Raw genomic sequence first — 20,519 nt, 5'->3', positions numbered from 1 at the left:
CTTGCATTGTGACGGTTCGATGAACGCAGGCGCGAATCTTAGCGCGGGGCTTGCGGCCCCGCCTGTGTGGTTTTCACGCATTGCCCGCGATGGGCGCTGCCGGCTCAGCTCGGCCGATATTTCTTGCCGCCTGCAGAAGGCGCCCGCGTGGGGTCGGTGCTGCGTGGCGGCTTGCGCCCGCCGTGGCTGGGCCCACTGCCGAGCGGCTTGCGGCGCTCGTCGCCCGCCGGCTTGCTCCAGGGCTCACGCCCCTGGCCGAATGAGGGCTTGCGCGCTGCCGTTGCGCCGGGGGCAGGCTTGGGGCCCGGGCGCTCCGTGTCGCGAGCGCTGCCGTGGTCGCGCGGCGGGCGACGACGCTCGGGCATGGCGGCGGCTTCGGCATGACTGAGCGCGCGGATGTTGAGCGGCATCTGGCGCACGCGGGTGCGCTTCAGGATGCCGAGCAGGTCATCGGGCAGGTTGGCGGGGAGCTCGACTGTCGAGAAGTCGTCGAAGAGGTGGATCTGGCCGATGTACTTGCCTTCGATGCCGCCTTCGTTGGCGATGGCGCCGACGATCTCCTTCGGGCTCGCACCATGGGCACGGCCGACCTCGATGCGGTAGCGCGCCAGCGCACCGTCGGCGAAGGCGCGGCGACGGGCGAGGATCTCGTCGCGGTTGGGGCGCGGCGCATGCTCGCGCGGTGCGCCGGTGGTGAAGTGTTCGCTGCGCGGCGGCCGCCCCTCGTGCGCGGTCGGTGCGGTGGCGAGCTCCCAGCCGCGGCCGGACTGCTCGATCTGCAGCGGGCGTTCGCGCTGGGCAAGCAGGGTCAGCGCCGCCGCCACCTCGTGAATGTCGAGCTCATTCTCGTCGACGAGGTCGTTCACGATACCCATGAAGAAGCCGAGCTCCTCGCTGCCGATCGCATCGACCACCTGGCGCTTGAACTGCGCCACGCGCAGGTTGGTGACCTCCTCGCTGCTGGGCAGCGCGATCGGCGTGATCGGCTGGCGGGTGGCGCGCTCGATCATCTTCAGCATGCGCGTCTCGCGCGGCGCGACGAAGAGGATCGCCACCCCCTCGCGGCCGGCGCGGCCGGTGCGGCCGATGCGGTGCACGTAGGCCTCGGTGTCGTAGGGGATGTCGTAGTTGATCACGTGCGATACGCGCGGCACGTCGATGCCGCGCGCGGCGACGTCGGTGGCGATGACGATGTCGAGGGCGCCGTTCTTCAACTGCTCGATCACGCGCTCGCGCAGGCCCTGGGTCATGTCGCCGTTGAGCGCGGCGGCGGCGTAGCCGCGTGCGGCGAGCTTGTCGGCGAGCTCGTCGGTGGCGATCTTGGTGCGCACGAACACGATGGCGGCGTCGAAGCTTTCTTCGGCGTCGAGGATGCGGGTGAGTGCATCGAGTTTGTCGACGCCGCGCACCAGCCAGTAGCGCTGGCTGATCTTGGCCACGGTCGAGGTGGCGGCGCGGATCTTGATCTCCTGCGGCTCACGCAGGTGGCGGCGGGCGACGTCGCGGATCACGTTCGGCATCGTCGCCGAGAACAGCGCGGTCTGGCGCTCGGCCGGCGTGTGTTCGAGGATCCACTCGACGTCGTCGATGAAGCCCATGCGCAGCATCTCGTCGGCCTCGTCGAGCACGATGGCCTTGAGCGCGTCGAGCTTGAGACTCTCGCGTTCGAGGTGGTCCATCACCCGCCCCGGGGTGCCGACGATGACCTGTGCGCCGCGCGACAGCTGGCGCAACTGGACCACCATGCTCTGGCCGCCGTAGATCGGCAGCACATGGAAGTTCTTCAGGTGGTGGGCGTACTTGGCGAAGGCCTCGGCGACCTGGATCGCCAACTCGCGCGTGGGGGTGAGCACCAGCACCTGCGGCCGGGTGTCGGCGAGGTCGATCCGCGCCAGCATCGGCAGGGCGAACGCAGCGGTCTTGCCGGTGCCGGTCTGCGCCTCGCCGAGGATGTCGTGGCCGGCGAGCAACTGCGGGATGCACGCGGCCTGGATCGGCGATGGGGTTTCGTAGCCGACTTCGGCGAGCGCGGACAGCAGCGGCGCAGGCAGATCGAGGTCGGCGAAACGCAGGGTGGCTTCGGTGGTGGAGGCATCCGCACTGGCGGCGGGGGAGCGGGCGGAGTCGGTCATGGTGTTCTGGCCGCAGGCGCGGCGATGTGCAGCAGGGCTGCGAAGTGGCGATTATCGGCGATTCTGGCCGTCCGGATGCGGCGCCACAAAAGCAAAAAATGCAGCGCAAGGCCGCCGCAAAAGCAAGAAGGCGGCGCAAGGCCGCCACAAAAGCAAAAACGCGGCGCAAGGCCGCGTTTTGGATGCATCGAAGGACGTCGGTGACGTCGGTTAGATTACAGCGGGCGGATGTTGGCCGCCTGCAGGCCCTTCGGGCCGGTCTTGACTTCGAATTCCACGCGCTGGTTTTCAGCCAGGCTCTTGAAACCCTTGCTCTGGATTTCCGAGAAGTGGGCGAACAGGTCGTCGCCGCCGCCTTCAGGGGTGATGAAGCCGAAGCCCTTGGCGTCGTTGAACCATTTCACGGTACCGGTTTGAGTGCTCATTTTGCGTTCCATATGAAAAATTGCGGGCTTGCGCCCCGGAGATGCAGGAACGATCAAGAAACGTAATCAGGAGGCATCAAACCGGCACGCGCTCTCTTGGAACACGCGGGCAACCACCAGAACAACCACTGCTTGAATCGACTGCGAACGGCACGATACACGGTTTTTCGGCCCGGCGTGAACTTATTTCTTCGGGATCGAAAAAAATCTCCAGGCCGCATGCCCTGAGGGCTGCGGCGGTGGTCGCCGGCCGGCTGCCGTGCGCTGGCGATGGTCCGCTGATCGGGCATGCTGCGGCGGCCCTGAGGTGGGATAATTCGCGCCAGTTCAGCTCTGCGGATCTCTCATGCCCATCCAGTGGTTTCCCGGTCATATGGCTTCGGCGCGCAAGAAGGCGGCCGAGGCCATGGCCGCCATCGACGTCGTCATCGAAGTCACCGACGCCCGCCTGCCCGAGGCCAGCAGCAACCCGATGATCGCCGAGCTGCGGCGCTTTCGTAACCGGCCCTGCCTGAAGCTGCTCAACAAGTCCGACCTCGCCGACCCGGAGGCGACACGCGCCTGGATGGACTTCTATAATCGCCAGCCCGGGGTGCAGGCGGTCGCGATCTCGGCCAAGAGCGCGGCCGAGGTTGCCCGCATTCCTGCCCTGTGCCGCGCGCTCGCGCCGCACCGGGACGACGGCGTGAAGCCGCTGCGCATGATCATCATGGGCATTCCCAACGTCGGCAAATCAACCCTGATGAACGCCCTCCTCAAGCGCAGGGTCGCCAAGGTGGGCGACGAGCCGGCGGTCACCAAGCATCAGCAGACGCTGGACCTGGGTCCGGGCATGACGCTCACCGACACCCCGGGCATGATGTGGCCGAAGATCGACTTCGATGCCGACGGCTACATGCTCGCGGCGAGCCACGCGATCGGCCGTAACGCGGTGATCGACGAGGAGGTGGCCGCCTTCCTCGGCGAGATCCTGATCGCGCGTTACCCGGCCCGGCTGGCGGCGCGCTACAAGCTTGATGCTGCGGCGACGGCCGCGCTCGATGGTCATGCGCTGCTCGAGACGGTGGGGCGCCGCCGCGGCTGCCTGGTCAAGGGCGGCGGCCTGGATCTGGAGAAGGCCGCGCAGATCCTGCTGCAGGACTATCGTGACGGCGCCCTCGGTCGCATCAGCCTGGAGACGCCCCAGTCACGGGCGCAGATGATCGCTGCCGCCGAGGCCGCGCGACTGCAGGCGCAGGCAGAAGAGGACGGCGAGGGCGGGTAGCCGGCGAAGCCGGATCGGCCGAGCCGGACGTGGCCGCGCGTCAGATGCCGAAGTAACGGTCTGGACGATGGTTGACTGCGATGACGAAGTTCACCGCGGCGGCAGCCAGCACCGACAGCGCCACCTTGTCCACGCTGATCACGAGCAGGCCGAGAGACAGGATCACGCAGTCGCACGCCATCTGCACCACCCCGGCGCGCCAGCCGCGCCGCCTCTGCAGGTAGAGCGCGAGGATGGTCACCCCACCGAGGCTGGCACCGTGGCGGATCAGGATCAGGATGCCGGTGCCGGCGAGCAGACCGGCCATGATGCTCGAGAACACCGGGTCGAGCCGGTCGAAGCTCACCAGCAGGGGCAGGGTCTCCGTGTAGACGGCGAGCACCCCGACCGCGCAGAAGGTCTTGATCGTGAACGCACGCCCCAGCACGCGCAGGCCGAACAGGTAGAAGGGCAGGTTGAGAACGAACAGGGTGGCCCCCAGCGACCAGCCGTTGAGGTAATGGAGCAGAAAGGACAGCCCCGTCGTGCCTCCGGTCAGCAGGGTGCTCTCGCGAAACATCACCAGCGCCAGCGCCGCGAACAGGCAGCCGGTGAGCACGCCCTGCACGTCTTCGAAGGGAGTGTGGGCGCTGGGCCTGGGGAGCGCCGTACGCGAGGTCTCGGGCTTGGAGGCGGCTGAGGGCATGGTGGGCAGGGCGATGGCGGAAGCGCCGATCATAAGGCTTGTCGGCAGGCCTGTCCTGGCAGCGTCCGCTGCCGCAGCACGGTTTCGCCGCAGGCCGTGGGGGCGCTTTGCTATCATTAGGGCCTTGCCCAACGGATTACCGCATTCATGCTTTCTTCGTCAGCCCGCGCGCTGTCCGCGATCAATGCCGACCTTCACTGTCACTCGACGGTGTCGGACGGCTGGCTGGCGCCCGAGGCCGTCGTCCTGCGGGCCCTCGCCAATGGCGTCGAACTGCTCGCCCTGACCGACCACGACGAGGTCGGCGGCATCGACGCCGCCGCGCGCGTGGCCGCCGTTCATGGGCTGCGCTTCGTTGCCGGGGTCGAAATCTCGGTGTCCTTTGCCGGCGAGACGATCCACATCGTGGGGCTCGGCATCGACCACCGTGACCCGACGCTGGTGGCCGGCCTCGAACAGCTTCGCGCCGGGCGCGACGCGCGCGCGCGGCGTATCGGCGAGGCGCTCGAGCGTGTGGGCATCGTCGACGCCCTCGCGGGTGCCCATCGCTTTGCGCGCAATCCTGCCCTCGTCAGTCGCGCCCATTTCGCCCGCCACCTCGTGGCCAGCGGCGTGATGCCCGATGTCAGGACCGTGTTCGACCATTACCTGGTGCGGGGCAAGCCCGGGTACGTCGAACACGCCTGGGCTGCCCTCGAGGACGCAGTGGGCTGGATCCGCGCCGCGGGCGGAATCGCCGTGGTCGCGCATCCGGCGCGCTACCGGCTGTCCACCGCGGATCTCGGGCTGCTCTTCGATCGCTTCATCGCCGCCGGCGGCGAGGCCGTCGAGGTCGTCTCCGGGGCGCACACCGAAGACGAGATGCGCCGCTTCGCCAGTCTTGCCCGCCAGCGCGGGCTGCTTGCCTCGCGGGCCTCGGATTTCCACGGCGAGAAGGAAAGCCCGGTCGATCTCGGGCGCTGCAATCCGCTGCCGGCCGACCTCGAGCCGGTGTGGTCGCGCCTCGTGTGACACCGCCCTTGCCTTGCGCCCTGGCCGGCTCTCTCGACCCATCCCCGATGTGTGCCGGCTTTGCGCCGAGCGCCTAAAACGACAAACCCGACATGGCCCAGTTCTTCTCCCTTCACCCCGAGCAGCCGCAGCCGCGCCTGGTGCGCCAGGCGGCCGAGATCATCCGCGGCGGCGGTCTGCTGGTGCTGCCGACCGATTCCGCCTATGCGCTCGCCTGCCAGATTGGCGATGCGGCACTGCTCGAGCGTATCCGCCGCCTGCGCGGCGTCGACGAGCGCCACCACTTCACGCTGATGTGCCGTGACCTGTCCGAGATCGGGACCTATGCGCGTGTCGACAACAGCCAGTACCGCCTGCTCAAGGCGACCACGCCCGGGCCGTACACCTTCATCCTCGAGGGAACGAAGGAGTTGCCGCGCCGCGTGCTGCACCCGAAGCGCAAGACCATCGGCCTGCGTGTGCCCGAGCATGCCGTGGTGTCGGCCCTGCTCGCCGAGATCGAGGGGCCGCTGCTCACCTCGACGCTGATCCTGCCCGGCGAGGAACTGCCGATGAGCGACGCCGACGACATCCGCGACCGTCTCGGCAAGCAGGTCGATCTGATCATCGAGGCCGGCTACTGCGGGCCGGAGGCGACCACCGTGATCGATCTCACCTCGGGCTCGCCCGTGCTCGTGCGTGCCGGCCGCGGTCCGCTCGAACCTTTCGGCCTTTAGAATGCGGCGTTTGCGATCGAGCCCCTCATGGATTCGCTGATACCCACCCTGGCGATCTGGGCCTTGCCCGTGCTGCTCGCGATCACGCTGCACGAGGCGGCGCACGGCTACGTCGCGCGCCATTTCGGCGACCCGACCGCGGACCTGGCCGGGCGCATCACGCTCAATCCCCTGCGCCACATCGACCCGGTCGGCACCATCCTCGTGCCGGCGGGCATCCTGGCCTTGAGCTCGCTGGCGGGGGCGGGCGGCATCCTGTTCGGCTGGGCCAAGCCGGTGCCGGTCAATTTCGGCCGCCTGCGCAATCCCAAGGCCGACATGCTGTGGGTGGCGGCGGCCGGGCCGTTCATGAACCTCGTGATGGCGATCGGCTGGGCCATCCTGTTCCGCGTCGCGGCGACCGGCGAGCCGGGCGCCTACACCATTGCGATGCTGAAGATGGCCGATGCCGGCATCCAGATCAACGCGGTGCTGATGGTGCTCAACCTGCTGCCGATCCCGCCGCTCGATGGCGGGCGCATCGCGGTCAGCCTGTTGCCCAATCGGCTCGCCTGGCGGTACGCACGCCTCGAGCCCTATGGTTTCCCGATCCTGCTCGTGCTGCTGTTCACGGGCGTGCTCGGCACCATCCTGTGGCCGCTGATCGCCGGCTTCCGCTTCCTGCTCTCCACTGTCTTCGGTTTCTGATTCCTCATGTACGCAGAACGCGTTCTTTCCGGCATGCGCCCCAGTGGCCGGCTCCACCTCGGTCACTACCACGGCGTGCTGAAAAACTGGGTGAAGCTGCAGGAGGAGTATCCCTGCCTCTTTTTCGTTGCCGACTGGCATACGCTGACCACGCATTACGACACCCCCGCGGTGATCGGTGACAGCGTGTGGGACATGGTCGTCGATTGGCTTGCGGCCGGCGTGGATCCGGCCCAGGCCACGCTCTTCATTCAGTCCCATGTGCCCGAGCACGCCGAGCTGCACCTGCTGCTGTCGATGATGGCGCCGCTCGGCTGGCTCGAGCGTGTGCCGAGCTGGAAGGACCAGCAAGAGCGCAGCGATGGCCATGACCTGTCGACCTACGGCTTTCTGGGCTACCCGGTGCTGCAGTCGGCCGACATCCTGATCTACCGCGCCGACAAGGTGCCGGTGGGTGAGGACCAGGTGCCCCATGTCGAGATCACGCGCGAGCTCGCGCGCCGCTTCAATCATCTCTACGGACGGGAGGCCGGCTTCGAGGACAAGGCCAGGGACGCCGTGCGCAAGCTCGGTTCCAAGCGCGCGCGCCTCTACCACGAGCTGCGCACGCGCTTTCAGCAGGACGGTGACGAGGATGCGCTCGAGCAGGCCAAGGCCTTGCTCGACGAAACCCAGAACCTCAGCCTGGGCGACCGCGAACGCCTGTACGGCTATCTCGAGGGTAGCGGCAAGATGATCCTGGTCGAGCCCGAGGCCCTGCTCACGTCGGCGGCGCGCATGCCCGGCCTGGATGGGCAGAAGATGTCCAAGTCCTACGGCAACACCATCAATTTGCGCGAGGACGCCGACAGCGTCACGCGCAAGGTGCGCACGATGCAGACCGACCCGGCGCGCATGCGCCGCACCGACCCCGGCGAGCCCGAGCGCTGCCCCGTCTGGCAACTGCACACCATCTACTCGGATGAGAGCACGCTGGGCTGGGTGCAGGAAGGCTGCCGCAGCGCGGGGATCGGCTGCCTGGAATGCAAGCAGCCGGTGATCGAGGCCATCCTCAAGGAGCAGGAAGGCTTGCACGAGCGCGCTCAGCCCTATCTCGACGACCCGCCCCTGGTGCGCAGCATCATCGCCGACGGCTGCGAGCGCGCGCGCAAGCTGGCGCAGGAGACGATGCGCGACGTGCGCGAGTCGATGGGACTGGACTACGGCTGATGGCTGCACCGTTCCCCCCTGGCTGCACGGACGCGCGATGAACCTGCCGCTCGATCTCGCTCCGGTCGAGGCGGAGGTGCTCGACGCGGTCGCCCGCATCTATGGTCAGCCCCTGCTCGAACTGCCGAAAGACCTGTATATTCCGCCCGACGCGCTGCAGGTGTTCCTGGAGGCGTTCGAGGGGCCGCTCGATCTGCTGCTGTATCTGATCCGCAAGGCCAACCTCGATGTGCTCGACATCCCGATGGCGCCGCTCACTGCGCAGTACCTCGAATACGTCGAGGCGATGCGGGCGAACAATCTCGAACTCGCGGCCGAGTACCTGCTGATGGCGGCGATGCTGCTCGAGATCAAGTCGCGCATGCTGCTGCCGCGACCGCCGCGCGAGGATGCGCAGGAGGAGGATCCGCGCGCAGAGCTGGTGCGCCGCCTCATCGAGTACGAGCAGATCAAGCTGGCGGCCGTGCGTCTCGACACCCTGCCGCGCGTCGAGCGTGACTTCGAGTGGGTCGGCGTGTTCGTCGCCGAGAAGGTGGTCGAGCGCCTGCCCGAGGTCAGCCTGCATGACCTGCAGCTGGCGTGGCTGCGCATCATGAAGAAGGCCCGACTGAACCAGAGCCACCGCGTCGGACGCGAGCAGTTGTCGGTGCGTGAGCACATGACGGCGATCCTGCGCAAGCTCGGCGACGGCGCCTTCGTGGTGTTCGACACCCTGTTCGACGCCCGGCTGGGGGCGGCCGGGCTGGTGGTGAGCTTTCTTGCCGTGCTCGAGCTGGTCAAGGAAAGGCTGGTCGATGTGACGCAGAACGAGGCCTTTGCGCCGATTTACGTGAAGCTGGCCGATGGAACCCGAAACGACGCCTGAGGCGTACTTGCACATCGTCGAGGCGGCCCTGCTGGCAGCGACGGCGCCATTGCCGGTGTCCGAGCTGCGCCGGCTGTTCGACGTCGATCCCGGTCCCGACCTGGTGCGCCGGCTGCTCGACACGCTGCGTGCCGAGTGGTTTGCCGCCAACCGCGGCGTCGAGCTGGTTCAGCTCGCCAGCGGCTGGCGCTTCCAGACCCGGCCCGAGTACCAGGTCTATCTGGATCGCCTGAAGGAGGAGAAGCCGCCGCGCTATTCGCGCGCGGTGATGGAAACACTGGCGATCATCGCCTATCGGCAACCCGTCACGCGCGGTGACATCGAGGACATCCGCGGCGTCACGGTGTCGCCCAACGTCCTGAAGGCGCTTGAATCGCGCGGCTGGGTCGACATCGTCGGCCACCGCGACACCCCGGGCCGGCCGGCTTTGTTCGCCACCACCCGGCGCTTTCTCGATGACATGGGGCTGCGCAGCCTGACCGAGCTGCCGGCACTCACCGAAATTGAAAGGATCATGGACCTCGTCGATGTCTCGCAAACCGAACCGGCCGCTGCGCCCACCCCTGAAGAAGAAGTCTGACGCCATCGAGATCCTCGATCGCGACCCGCGCGCGCCTCGTCGCGGAGGGCATGAGGACGAGGATGCGCAGCCGCGCGGCAAGGACGCCCACCTCAACGCCGACCCGCGCGGCCCGCGGACGCCCCGTCCGCCGCGCGCAGGCGGGGCCCCGGCGCCACGCGGGCGCCGCATCGAGGGCGATCCGGCGCGCCACCCGGAGGCACATCACTCCGCGCTCGGTCAGCCCGAGCGCGCTGAGGGCCCGGCACGCGGCCGCCCCCGGGCGGGCGGGCGCAACGCCCCGACCACGCTCAGCGAGCCCGAGCGCCTGCAGAAGGTGCTCGCCCAGGCCGGCGTCGCCTCCCGGCGCGAGATCGAGGAGTGGGTGGTGGCGGGGCGCATCTCGGTCAATGGCCTGCCGGCCTCGCTCGGGCAGAAGGTCGGTCCGGGTGATCGCGTCAAGGTCAACGGCAAGCTGGTGCCGCTGCGCTTCACCCAGCGCAGCCCGCGCGTGCTGATCTACCACAAGCCCGAGGGTGAGATCGTGTCGCGCGACGACCCCGAAGGCCGACCTACCGTGTTCGAGCGCCTGCCACTGCTGCGCAAGGGGCGCTGGCTGGCCGTCGGGCGGCTGGATTTCAACACCTCGGGCTTGCTGCTGTTTACCAACGACGGCGAGCTGGCGAACAAGCTCATGCACCCGCGCTACGAACTCGAGCGCGAGTACGCCGTGCGCGTGCTCGGCGAGCTGAGCGAGGAGCAGGCGAAGTCGCTGACCGAGGGCATCCAGCTCGAGGATGGGGCGGCGAAGTTCAATCTGCTGCGCGATGAGGGCGGCGAGGGCGTCAACCACTGGTACCGGGTGACGATCTCAGAGGGGCGCAACCGCGAGGTGCGGCGCATGTTCGAGGCCGTCGGTCTCACCGTGAGCCGGCTGATGCGTGTGCGCTACGGCAGCGTCGAACTGCCGGCGCGGCTCAAGCGCGGCATGTGGATGGAGATGCCCGAGGCCGATGCCTGCCGCCTCGCCGGCCTGCCGATGCCGCAGAGTCGCGAGCACGACGAGCGTGCCAAGCGTCCGGTCAAGCTGCATCGAACCCAGCCGCACGGCGGCGGCAAGGGACGCTGAGGGCGCGTATCGATTGCGAACGCCTCGTCCGTCCTCCTGGCGTCATCCAGCGGGCCGCTGCCCGGGCACGATCCTCGCAAATGGTGCATTGCGATGGTTTGCCCGCGCAGCGTATTGGCGCTATACTCCTGCGGCTTTGATGGATAGGTTTCCGGTTGTGCGCCACATGTGTGGCGGCGATGCTCGACCGGGTCGCGACCGTCCGTCACGCGGTTGTGGCCAGCGGTGTATTCCCTGCAGGGGCAATTGTTTGATGGGCGTTTCGCCCATTTTTTATTTGTGGCGCCCGATGTGGCGCCGGTGGAAGAACGCGTCGAGCAAGCCGAGGAGCGCATGCGTACAGATGTCGAGCAACTGATCGAGCAGGTGGTGAGCGGTCTTGGATACGAACTCGTGGATGTCGAGTTCTCGCCCAAGGGGCGGCTGCTGCGCGTGTTTCTCGACATCGAGCGTGGCATCACCGTCGATGACTGCGCCACGGTGAGCAACCAGTTGCAGCGCGTGTTCGAGGTCGAGAACATCGATTACGACCGCCTCGAGGTGTCGTCGCCCGGGCTCGATCGCCCGCTCAAGAAGCTGGCCGATTTCGAGCGCTTCGCCGGCGAGCAGGCGCAGCTCCGCCTGTCGCTGCCGATTGGTAACCAACGCAATTTCGTGGGTGTGATCGAGGGGGTGCGTGACGGCGCAGTGGCGCTCCGCACCGAGAAGGGGGAGGTGTTGCTGCCCTTCGACGACATCGAGAAGGCACGCCTTGTACCCCAATTTTGAGACTGTGGATGTGGAGGTTTTACTGAAATGAGCCGCGAGATCCTGCTGCTTGTTGATGCATTGGCGCGCGAGAAGAACGTCGCCAAGGACATCGTTTTTGCCGCGCTCGAAACCGCGCTGGCCTCCGCGACCAAGAAGCGCATCCACGACGACGCCGACGTGGTGGTGGCGATCGACCGTGACACGGGCGACTACACCTCGCACCGCCGCTGGCTCGTCATGCTCGATGAAGAGGTGAGCAACGACGAAGCCGAGATGGGCATCATCGACGCCCGCGAGCTGCGCGCCGACGTGCAGATCGGCGACTACATCGAGGAAGCGCTCGAGCCGATCGACTTCGGTCGCATCGGCGCCCAGGCTGCCAAGCAGGTGATCCTGCAGAAGATCCGCGATGCCGAGCGCGAGCAGGTGCTCAACGACTTCCTCGATCGCAAGGAATTCCTCGTCTCGGGTTCCATCAAGCGCATGGAGCGCGGCAGCGCGATCATCGAGGTAGGGCGCATGGAAGCCGTGCTGCCGCGTGATCAGCAGATCCCGCGCGAGAACCTGCGCGTCGGCGACCGCGTCAAGGCCTTCCTGCTGCGCGTCGATCGCGGCGCCCGTGGTCCGCAGCTGGTGCTGTCGCGCACCGCGCCCGAATTCCTGATGAAGCTGTTCGAGCTCGAAGTGCCCGAGATCGAGGACGGCCTGCTCGAGCTCAAGGCCTGCGCCCGTGACCCCGGCCTGCGCGCCAAGATCGCCGTCAAGTCGAACGATCAGCGCATCGACCCGATCGGCACCTGCGTCGGCCTGCGCGGTTCGCGCGTCACCGCGGTGCGCAACGAGATCGGCGGCGAGCAGATCGACATCATCGTGTGGGCGGCCGACCCGGCGCAGTTCGTGGTCGCTGCGCTGCAGCCGGCCGAGGTCGTCTCGATCGTGGTCGACGAGGAGGCGCACGCGATGGACGTGGTGGTGGACGAGAACAATCTCGCCATCGCCATCGGTCGCAATGGCCAGAACGTCAAGCTCGCCTCCGAGCTCACCGGCTGGACCATCAACCTGATGAGCGAGCAGGAGTCGGCCGAGAAGACCGCGCAGGAGCAGCAAGGCCTGCGCGCCTTGTTCATGGAAAAGCTGGATGTCGACGAGGAACTCGCCGACATCCTGATCGAGGAAGGCTTCTCCTCGCTCGAGGAAGTGGCCTACGTGCCGCTGGCCGAGATGCTGGAGATCGAAGCCTTTGACGAAGATACGGTCAATGAGCTGCGCAACCGCGCACGCAACGTGCTCCTGACCGAAGCGATCGTCACCGAAGAGCAGCTCGAGAACGTCTCCGATGACCTGCTCGGCCTCGAGGGCATGGAGAAATCCCTTGCCGCCACACTGGCCCAGAAGGGCATTCGTACCCGTGACGACCTTGCCGACCTCGCGGTCGACGAGCTGGTCGAAATGGCCGGGATCGACGAAGAAAGAGCCAAGGCGCTGATTTCCGTTGCGCGCGCCCATTGGTTCGAAGAATGATGGGAGTGCAGTAATGGAACAGATGAGCGTGACCCAGTTTGCCGGCGAACTGAAAATGCCGGCCGCGGTGCTGCTCGAGCAGTTGAAGCGCGCGGGCGTCGAGAAGTCCGGCGCCGCCGACCTGCTCACCGAGCAGGACAAGGCCAGGCTGCTCGAGTACCTGCGTCGTTCGCATGGCGACACGCAGCCCAAGGGCAAGATCACCCTGACCCGCAAGCAGACCACCGAGATCCGTGCCACCGACTCCACCGGGCGGGCGCGCACCGTGCAGGTCGAGGTGCGCAAGAAGCGCACCTTCGTCAAGCGCGATGAATTCGTCGCCGAGCCCGCGGCCGGGACCGCCGAGCTGCCGGCCGAGGTGGACGAGCTCCAGGCCGACGTCGCGCCGGTGATGCAGGCCGAGGCAGTGCTTGCCGACCTCAGCGCCGCCGAGCCCAGCGTGGCTGAGGTGGAGGCGGTCGAAGAGCCCGCTGTGGACAGCCCCGCGCCCGTCGAGGTAGTGGCCGAACAGGCGCCGGTGGCCGACTCCGTGCTCGAGGCCGCCCCTGTGGTCGAGGCGCCCGCCGCCGAAGTCGAGCCTCAGCCGACGCCGGCCGCGGCAGCGCCCGGCCGTGCGCCGCAGGGTGGCAAGCGCGGGCCCGAAGCGGCCGCGCCGGTCACCACCACCGTGCTCAGCAAGCCGCTGCCGCTGTCGGAGATCCTCAGCGAGGAGGAAATCGCTGCGCGCCAGCGTGACGAGGCGCGTCAGCGTGCGCTCAAGGAGCGCCAGGCGGCCGACCTGCGTGCCCGCCAGGAGCGCGAGGCGGCTGCCCGCGCCGCGGCTGATGCACGCAAGGCTGAGGAAGAGGCCCGTATCCGCGCCGATCAGCAGAAGAAGGAAGAAGCGGCCAAGCCGGCCAAGGCCACCACGGGCACGCTGCACCGCCCGGCCAAGAGCGACGACAAGCCGGCCAGCCGCGAGCCGAAGCGCACGCCGGCGCCGGCGCCGGCACGCGAGGCCGAGGGCGCCAACAAGCGTCGCGGTGGCCTCAAGACCCGCGGCGAAGTCGGTGCGGGGGCCGGCGGCAACAACTGGCGCGGCGCAGGCCGCAGCGGCGGTCGCCATGGGCGTCAGCAGCAGGATGACCGCTCCAGCTTCCAGGCCCCGGCCGAGCCGATCGTGCGTGAAGTGCATGTGCCTGAAACCATCACCGTCGCCGATCTCGCCCACAAGATGGCGATCAAGGCGACCGAGGTGATCAAGGCCCTGATGAAGATGGGCTCGATGGTCACCATCAACCAGGTGCTGGACCAGGAAACGGCGATGATCATCGTCGAGGAAATGGGCCACAAGGCGCTGGCCGCCAAGCTCGACGACCCGGACGCCTTCCTCGAGGAGAGCGACGCACACAAGGACGCGGAGATCCTGCCGCGCGCCCCGGTGGTCACGGTCATGGGTCACGTCGACCATGGCAAGACCTCGCTGCTCGACTACATCCGTACCGCGAAGGTCGCGGCCGGCGAATTCGGCGGCATCACCCAGCACATCGGTGCCTATCACGTCGAGACTGCACGCGGCATGCTGACCTTCCTCGATACCCCGGGTCACGAGGCCTTCACGGCGATGCGTGCCCGCGGTGCCAAGGCCACCGACATCGTCATCCTGGTGGTGGCGGCCGACGACGGCGTGATGCCGCAGACGCGCGAGGCCATCCACCACGCCAAGGCGGCCGGCGTGCCGCTGGTGGTGGCGATCAACAAGATCGACAAGCCGGATGCCAACCCCGAGCGCGTGACCCAGGAGCTGATCGCCGAGGAGGTGATCCCGGAAGCCTACGGCGGCGACACCATGTTCGTGCCGGTGTCGGCCAAGAAGGGGACGGGCATCGACGAGTTGCTCGAGGCCGTGCTGCTGCAGGCCGAGGTGCTGGAGCTGACGGCGCCGGTCGAGGCGCCGGCCAAGGGCCTGATCATCGAGGCGCGGCTGGACAAGGGCCGTGGCCCGGTCGCCTCGCTGCTGGTGCAGTCGGGCACGCTGCGCAAGGGCGACGTGCTGCTGGCCGGTGCCACCTTCGGCCGCATCCGCGCGATGCTGGACGAGAACGGCAAGCAGATCGACGAAGCCGGTCCGTCCATTCCGGTCGAGATTCTCGGCCTGTCGGACGTGCCCGCAGCGGGGGACGAGGCGATCGCGCTCGCCGACGAGAAGAAGGCGCGCGAAATCGCGCTCTTCCGCCAGGGCAAGTTCCGCGACGTCAAGCTGGCCAAGCAGCAGGCGGCCAAGCTCGAGACGCTCATGGAGCAGATGGCAGAGGGCGAGGTCAAGAGCCTGCCGCTCATCATCAAGGCCGACGTGCAGGGTTCGCAGGAAGCGCTGGTGCAGTCGCTGCAGAAGCTCTCCACCGACGAAGTCCGCGTCAACGTCATCCATGCCGCGGTCGGTGCGATCTCCGAGTCCGACGTCAACCTGGCGCAGGCCTCGGGCGCGGTCATCATCGGCTTCAACACCCGCGCCGATGCCGGGGCACGCAAGCTGGCCGAGAGCTTCGGTGTCGATATCCGCTACTACAACATCATCTACGACGCGGTCGATGAGGTGAAGGCGGCGCTGTCGGGCATGCTGGCGCCGGAGAAGCGCGAGGAAGTGATCGGCCTGGTCGAGATCCGCCAGGTGTTCACGATCTCCAAGGTCGGCTCCATCGCTGGCTGCTACGTGCTCGAAGGCGTGGTGCGGCGTGGCTCGCATGTGCGCCTGCTGCGCAACCACACGGTGTTGTGGACCGGCGAGCTGGAGTCGCTCAAGCGCTTCAAGGACGACGTCAAGGAAGTCAAGTTCGGGTACGAGTGCGGCCTGCAACTGCGCAACTACAACGACATCAAGGAAGGTGACCAGCTCGAAGTGTTCGAGATCAAGGAAGTGGCGAGGACCCTGTAAGCGATGCCCAAGGAGTATTCCCGCAGCCAGCGCGTGGTGGAGCAGATCCGCCGCGAGCTGGCCGAACTGATCCGGCTCGAGGTGAAGGATCCGCGTGTCGGCTTCATCACGCTGACCGAGGTCGAGATCACGCCCGACTACGCCCATGCGAAGGTGTACTTCACCTCCATGACGGGGGAGGGCGACGTGCCCGAGATCCTGCAGGGTCTGCGCCGTGCGAGTGGCTTCCTGCGCCGCGAGCTCGGCCGCCGCATCCGCATCCACACCATCCCCGAGCTGCACTTCCACTACGACCGCTCGGTCGAGGAGGGCGCGCGGCTGTCGAAGCTGATCGACGAGGTGGTGCGCGAGGACGAAGCGCGCCATCCGGATGACGGTCCGGCCGGCAATGACGGCGACGCCAAGCCCTGAGGCGCCGGCGCGTGCGCGCCGGCCGAAGCAGCCGCAGCGCAAGATCGTCCGCCGCCAGGTGGACGGCGTGCTGCTGCTCGACAAGCCGCAGGGCCTGAGCTCCAACGCCGCGCTGCAGATCGCGCGGCGCCTGCTCAACGCGGCCAAGGCCGGCCACACCGGCACGCTCGACCCGATGGCCAGCGGCCTGCTGCCGCTCACCTTTGGCGAGGCGACCAAGTTCTCGCAGATGCTGCTCGACGCCGACAAGACCTACGAAGCGGTGGTACAGCTCGGCGTGGAAACCGACAGTGGCGATGCCGACGGCGCGGTCACCGCGACCCACCCGGTGGCGGTGAGCGAGGCGCGGTTGAATGCCGCACTGGCGCGCTTCCGGGGTGACATCGAGCAGGTGCCGCCGATGTACTCCGCGCTCAAGCGCGACGGCAAGGCCTTGTACGAATATGCGCGCGAGGGCATCGAGCTCGAGCGCGAGGCGCGCCGGGTCAGCATTCATGCGCTCGAGCTGCTTGGCTTCGAGGGTGAGCGCTTCACCATCCGCGTGCATTGCAGCAAGGGCACCTACATCCGCAGCCTGGCGATGGACATCGGTGCCGCGCTCGGTTGCGGCGCGCACCTGTGCGCGCTGCGCCGAACCGGTATCGGTCGTTTCCAGCTCAGCCAGGCGCTGTCGCTCGAGGCGCTCGAGGCGAGCGCCGAGCGCGACGGCCTGCTGCAGCCGGCCGACGCCCTGGTGGCGGACTTCGCCGCCGTCGAGCTCGACGATGAGGCATCGCGCAGCCTGCTGCAGGGCAGGGTGCTACAGCTCGGCGGCGGTCGTGCCGGCGAGCTGGTGCGCGTGTATGGCCCCGGCGGCTTTCTTGGCCTGGGGCAATGGCAGGAAGCGGGGCGTCTTGCGGCCCGCAGGCTGATTGCCACCGGCACCCACGCTGGCGTGGCATCGGCATGATTTCGATTGAGTTTTTGGCGCCGCTATGGGTATAATCCGCGGCTTCTGATTGGCAGAAAATACGAGTAAAGACACACATGGCTCTTGATACCGCATCCAAGTCGAAGATCGTCTCCGACTTTCAGCGCGCCCAAGGCGACACCGGCTCCCCGGAAGTCCAGGTTGCGCTCCTGACCGCCCGCATCAACGGGCTCGCCCCCCACTTCAAGGAGCACGGCAAGGATCATCACTCCCGCCGTGGCCTGCTGAAGATGGTCAGCCAGCGCCGCAAGCTGCTGGACTACCTGAAAGGTCGCAACGCCGACAGCTATCGCAATCTGATCGAGCGTCTCGGCCTGCGCAAGTAATTGCGTCCGTGACGAGCCCGACAGCGCCGATCAGGGCGAAGTAAGCCAGCAAAGCCGGTGCGTGCCCCTGCGGCCGCGCCGGCTTTTTGCTGTCTGGCGTTCGCTGTCGCGTCCGTCGTTCCGCGGGGCCGCGCTGCATTGACGCAGGGCAGGCGCCGCAAGCAGTTGTAGTTCGCTGCATCAACCGAAAAAAGGAATAAGACCTTGCCTACCGCAATCAAGAAAACCTTCGCCTACGGCGCCCACACCGTCACCCTCGAGACCGGCGAAGTTGCCCGCCAGGCCGGCGGCGCCGTCATCGTCAACATGGACGAAACCGTCGTGCTCGCCACCGTGGTCGGTGCCAAGGAAGCGCGCCCGGGTCAGGACTTCTTCCCGCTCACCGTCGATTACGTCGAGAAGTTCTACGCCGCGGGCCGCATCCCGGGTGGCTTCTTCAAGCGCGAAGGTCGTCCGAGCGAGAAGGAGATCCTCACCTCGCGCCTGATCGACCGCCCGATCCGCCCGCTCTTCCCCGATGGCTTCATGAATGAAGTGCAGGTCATCGTCACCGTGCTGTCGCTGAACCCCGAGATCGACTCCGACATCCCGGCGATGATCGGTGCCTCGGCCGCGCTCGCCATCTCCGGCCTGCCATTCAACGGCCCGGTCGGCGCTGCCCGTGTCGGCTACCTCGGCGGCCAGTACATCCTCAACCCGACCGCCACCGAACTGCAGAGCAGCCAGATGAACTTGGTCGTCGCCGGCACCCAGACCGCCGTGCTGATGGTGGAGTCCGAGGCGCAGGAGCTGCCCGAAGACGTGATGCTGGGCGCCGTGGTGTTCGGCCACGAGCAGATGCAGACGGCGATCAAGGCCATCAACGAGCTGGTCGAAGTCGCCGGCAAGCCCGAGTGGGACTGGCAGGCGCCGCCCGCCAACGAGCCGCTGATCGCCAAGGTCACCGAGCTCGCCAAGGCCGAGATGGAAGAAGCCTTCCGCATCACCAGCAAGCAGGAGCGTTCGGCGCGTCTGTCGGAGATCCGCAAGCGCGTGATCGGCCAGCTCACCGAAGGCGTCGACAACGCGCCCTCGGTCAATGAACTGAAGGATATCTTCTTCAACCTCGAGTCGGGCATCGTCCGCAGCCGCATCCTCAACGGCGAGCCGCGCATCGACGGTCGCGACACCCGCACCGTGCGTCCGATCGAGATCCGCACCGGCGTGCTGCCGCGCACCCATGGTTCGGCGCTGTTCACCCGTGGCGAGACCCAGGCCCTGGTGGTCGCCACCCTGGGCACCGGCCGCGACGAGCAGATCATCGACGCCATCGCCGGCGAGTACAAGGAGCGCTTCCTGCTCCACTACAACTTCCCGCCCTTCTGCACCGGCGAGACCGGCCGCTTCGGCGTCACCAAGCGCCGCGAGGTCGGCCACGGCCGCCTGGCCAAGCGCTCGCTGGTCGCCATGCTGCCCAAGCCGGAAGAGTTCTCCTACACCGTGCGCGTGGTGTCCGAGATCACCGAATCCAACGGCTCTTCGTCGATGGCCTCGGTGTGCGGTGGCTCGCTCGCGATGATGGACGCCGGCGTGCCGCTGAAGAACCACGTCGCCGGCATCGCCATGGGTCTGATCAAGGACGGCAACCGCTTCGCCGTGCTGACCGACATCCTGGGCGACGAGGACCACCTCGGCGACATGGACTTCAAGGTCGCCGGTACCACGAACGGCATCACCGGCCTGCAGATGGACATCAAGATCCAGGGTATCACCAAGGAAATCATGCATGCCGCGCTCGAGCAGGCCAAGGAAGGTCGCCTGCACATCCTCGGCCTGATGCAGCAGTCGCTCGGCAGCAGCCGCGGCGAGGTCTCCGAGTACGCGCCGCGCATGATCAACATGAAGATCAATCCGGAGAAGATCCGCGACGTGATCGGCAAGGGTGGCGCGGTGATTCGCGCGCTGCAGGAAGAGACCGGCACCGTGATCGAGATCGAGGACGACGGCTCGATCAAGATCTCGTCGGTGAGCGCCGAGGGCGCGCAGGTGGCGAAGGCCAAGATCGAGGCGATCACCGCCGAAGTCGAGGTCGGCAAGGTTTACGAAGGTCCGGTCGTGCGCCTGCTCGACTTCGGCGCCATCGTCAACATCATGCCGGGCCGCGATGGTCTGCTGCATGTGTCGCAGATCGCCAACGAGCGTGTGAACAACGTGTCGGACTACCTGAAGGAAGGCCAGGTCGTGCGCGTGAAGGTGCTCGAGACCGACGAGCGCGGCAAGATCCGCCTGAGCATGAAGGCGCTGCTGGGCGAAAACGCTGGCTGATGCCGGTGGCGGGCTTCGGCCCGCCGCGCGGCGAAGCGCTCGCAGCAACAAAAAAGGACGCACACCGCGTCCTTTTTTTATTTGCCTGTGCCGGCCGCAGCGGGCTTGGCAGCCTCGGCCTATTTGGCGACCTGGCGCTCGCGCATCTCTTCCAGCGTCTTGCAATCGATGCACATGGTGGCCGTCGGACGCGCCTCGAGGCGCTTGAGACCGATCTCCACGCCACAGCTGTCGCAGTAGCCGTATTCGCCCTCCGCGATGCGGCCCAGCGCCTCGTCGATCTTCTTGATCAGCTTGCGCTCGCGGTCGCGGTTGCGCAGCTCGAGGGCGATGTCCGACTCCTGGCTGGCGCGATCGTTGGGGTCGGCGAACACGGTGGCCTCGTCCTGCATCGTATGCACCGTGCGCTCGATGTCCTCCATCAGCTCGCCCTTCAGCGAACTCAGGATGTCGCGGAAGTGGGCCAGCTGCTTCTCGCTCATGTATTCCTCGCCGGCTGCCGGGACATAGGGCGGGAATTGCTTGTGCAGGGTATCGTCAGCCATGAATCAACTTCCGTAGGTTGGTGATTGGAGAGAGCCGACTTAATAGCAGAATCGCCCGGTGGCAGCAAGCCGGCGCGCAGCCGCCGACGCGCCACG

20 protein-coding genes are annotated in these 20,519 nt (G+C 67.3%); 16 read left to right on the top strand and 4 right to left on the bottom strand.

Features of this window, described 5'->3' with window-relative positions:
* Nucleotides 1-104: 104 nt before the first annotated feature.
* On the bottom strand, nucleotides 105-2,132 hold the full coding sequence (locus tag ACMV5O_RS13045; RefSeq protein ID WP_416163854.1) for a DEAD/DEAH box helicase: 2,028 nt from the start codon (nucleotides 2,130-2,132) through the stop codon (nucleotides 105-107).
* On the opposite strand from ACMV5O_RS13045, the gene ACMV5O_RS13040 reads away from it, so the two are divergent.
* Nucleotides 2,131-2,346 (top strand): hypothetical protein, encoded by a 216-nt coding sequence (locus ACMV5O_RS13040; RefSeq protein ID WP_416163853.1) that lies wholly within the window; start codon nucleotides 2,131-2,133, stop codon nucleotides 2,344-2,346. The two genes, ACMV5O_RS13045 and ACMV5O_RS13040, sit on opposite strands and share 2 nt — an antisense overlap.
* Nucleotide 2,347: 1 nt before the next feature.
* On the opposite strand, the gene ACMV5O_RS13035 is transcribed toward ACMV5O_RS13040, so the two are convergent.
* Nucleotides 2,348-2,557, bottom strand: coding sequence for a cold-shock protein (locus ACMV5O_RS13035; RefSeq protein WP_002926583.1), 210 nt, complete (start codon nucleotides 2,555-2,557; stop codon nucleotides 2,348-2,350).
* 346 nt (nucleotides 2,558-2,903) lie between these two features.
* On the opposite strand from ACMV5O_RS13035, the gene ylqF reads away from it, so the two are divergent.
* The gene (gene ylqF / locus ACMV5O_RS13030; protein ID WP_416163852.1) at nucleotides 2,904-3,821 is read left to right on the top strand and encodes a ribosome biogenesis GTPase YlqF; all 918 of its coding nucleotides are present in this window, start codon (nucleotides 2,904-2,906) and stop codon (nucleotides 3,819-3,821) included.
* A gap of 40 nt (nucleotides 3,822-3,861) precedes the next feature.
* Here ylqF and ACMV5O_RS13025 read toward each other — a convergent pair whose 3' ends face one another.
* A complete protein-coding gene (locus ACMV5O_RS13025; protein ID WP_416163851.1) occupies nucleotides 3,862-4,539 on the bottom strand; it encodes a YitT family protein in 678 nt (225 codons plus the stop codon).
* Nucleotides 4,540-4,653: 114 nt separating this feature from the next.
* Between ACMV5O_RS13025 and ACMV5O_RS13020 the strand changes: the two genes are divergently transcribed.
* The 14 genes from ACMV5O_RS13020 to pnp all read left to right on the top strand — a co-directional run bounded on the left by ACMV5O_RS13020 (nucleotide 4,654) and on the right by pnp (nucleotide 19,878).
* Nucleotides 4,654-5,517 carry a 3',5'-nucleoside bisphosphate phosphatase gene (locus tag ACMV5O_RS13020; protein ID WP_416163850.1) on the top strand — a complete coding sequence of 288 codons (864 nt, stop codon included), beginning with the start codon at nucleotides 4,654-4,656 and terminating at the stop codon, nucleotides 5,515-5,517.
* 92 nt (nucleotides 5,518-5,609) lie between these two features.
* Complete coding sequence (locus ACMV5O_RS13015; RefSeq protein WP_416163849.1) at nucleotides 5,610-6,233, top strand: L-threonylcarbamoyladenylate synthase; 624 nt, start codon at nucleotides 5,610-5,612, stop codon at nucleotides 6,231-6,233.
* Nucleotides 6,234-6,260: 27 nt separating this feature from the next.
* Nucleotides 6,261-6,920: a site-2 protease family protein gene (locus ACMV5O_RS13010; protein WP_416163848.1), complete on the top strand. Its 660-nt coding sequence runs from the start codon at nucleotides 6,261-6,263 to the stop codon at nucleotides 6,918-6,920.
* A 6-nt stretch (nucleotides 6,921-6,926) separates the two neighbouring features.
* Nucleotides 6,927-8,129, top strand: coding sequence for a tryptophan--tRNA ligase (locus ACMV5O_RS13005; protein ID WP_416163847.1), 1,203 nt, complete (start codon nucleotides 6,927-6,929; stop codon nucleotides 8,127-8,129).
* A gap of 37 nt (nucleotides 8,130-8,166) precedes the next feature.
* Nucleotides 8,167-8,994 carry a segregation and condensation protein A gene (locus ACMV5O_RS13000; protein ID WP_416163846.1) on the top strand — a complete coding sequence of 276 codons (828 nt, stop codon included), beginning with the start codon at nucleotides 8,167-8,169 and terminating at the stop codon, nucleotides 8,992-8,994.
* Nucleotides 8,972-9,574 (top strand): SMC-Scp complex subunit ScpB, encoded by a 603-nt coding sequence (scpB, locus tag ACMV5O_RS12995; protein WP_416163845.1) that lies wholly within the window; start codon nucleotides 8,972-8,974, stop codon nucleotides 9,572-9,574. The genes ACMV5O_RS13000 and scpB overlap by 23 nt, the downstream gene beginning before the upstream one ends.
* Nucleotides 9,522-10,682 carry a 23S rRNA pseudouridine(2605) synthase RluB gene (gene rluB, locus ACMV5O_RS12990; protein ID WP_416163844.1) on the top strand — a complete coding sequence of 387 codons (1,161 nt, stop codon included), beginning with the start codon at nucleotides 9,522-9,524 and terminating at the stop codon, nucleotides 10,680-10,682. The genes scpB and rluB overlap by 53 nt, the downstream gene beginning before the upstream one ends.
* Before the next feature lie 333 nt (nucleotides 10,683-11,015).
* Nucleotides 11,016-11,450 carry a ribosome maturation factor RimP gene (gene rimP / locus ACMV5O_RS12985; RefSeq protein ID WP_416163903.1) on the top strand — a complete coding sequence of 145 codons (435 nt, stop codon included), beginning with the start codon at nucleotides 11,016-11,018 and terminating at the stop codon, nucleotides 11,448-11,450.
* Between the two features lie 27 nt (nucleotides 11,451-11,477).
* Nucleotides 11,478-12,953 carry a transcription termination factor NusA gene (gene nusA, locus ACMV5O_RS12980; RefSeq protein WP_416163843.1) on the top strand — a complete coding sequence of 492 codons (1,476 nt, stop codon included), beginning with the start codon at nucleotides 11,478-11,480 and terminating at the stop codon, nucleotides 12,951-12,953.
* A 13-nt stretch (nucleotides 12,954-12,966) separates the two neighbouring features.
* The gene (gene infB / locus ACMV5O_RS12975; protein WP_416163842.1) at nucleotides 12,967-15,867 is read left to right on the top strand and encodes a translation initiation factor IF-2; all 2,901 of its coding nucleotides are present in this window, start codon (nucleotides 12,967-12,969) and stop codon (nucleotides 15,865-15,867) included.
* A gap of 3 nt (nucleotides 15,868-15,870) precedes the next feature.
* Nucleotides 15,871-16,278, top strand: a complete 408-nt coding sequence (gene rbfA, locus ACMV5O_RS12970) for a 30S ribosome-binding factor RbfA (protein WP_416163841.1) — start codon at nucleotides 15,871-15,873, stop codon at nucleotides 16,276-16,278.
* Nucleotides 16,256-17,227 (top strand): tRNA pseudouridine(55) synthase TruB, encoded by a 972-nt coding sequence (gene truB / locus ACMV5O_RS12965; RefSeq protein WP_416163840.1) that lies wholly within the window; start codon nucleotides 16,256-16,258, stop codon nucleotides 17,225-17,227. The genes rbfA and truB overlap by 23 nt, the downstream gene beginning before the upstream one ends.
* Nucleotides 17,228-17,304: 77 nt before the next feature.
* Nucleotides 17,305-17,574: a 30S ribosomal protein S15 gene (gene rpsO, locus ACMV5O_RS12960; protein WP_075148455.1), complete on the top strand. Its 270-nt coding sequence runs from the start codon at nucleotides 17,305-17,307 to the stop codon at nucleotides 17,572-17,574.
* A 204-nt stretch (nucleotides 17,575-17,778) separates the two neighbouring features.
* Nucleotides 17,779-19,878 carry a polyribonucleotide nucleotidyltransferase gene (gene pnp, locus ACMV5O_RS12955; protein WP_416163839.1) on the top strand — a complete coding sequence of 700 codons (2,100 nt, stop codon included), beginning with the start codon at nucleotides 17,779-17,781 and terminating at the stop codon, nucleotides 19,876-19,878.
* Nucleotides 19,879-19,997: 119 nt separating this feature from the next.
* Here the strand turns inward: pnp and dksA are convergent, their stop codons facing one another.
* Nucleotides 19,998-20,423, bottom strand: coding sequence for an RNA polymerase-binding protein DksA (gene dksA / locus ACMV5O_RS12950; protein ID WP_416163838.1), 426 nt, complete (start codon nucleotides 20,421-20,423; stop codon nucleotides 19,998-20,000).
* Between the last annotated feature and the right edge of the window lie 96 nt (nucleotides 20,424-20,519).

This window comes from Thauera sp. WH-1 (genome assembly GCF_047806685.1).
Classification (GTDB): domain Bacteria; phylum Pseudomonadota; class Gammaproteobacteria; order Burkholderiales; family Rhodocyclaceae; genus Thauera.
The sequence above is the reverse complement of the archived record's forward strand: the minus strand, read 5'-3'. Positions and strand labels throughout refer to the sequence as shown.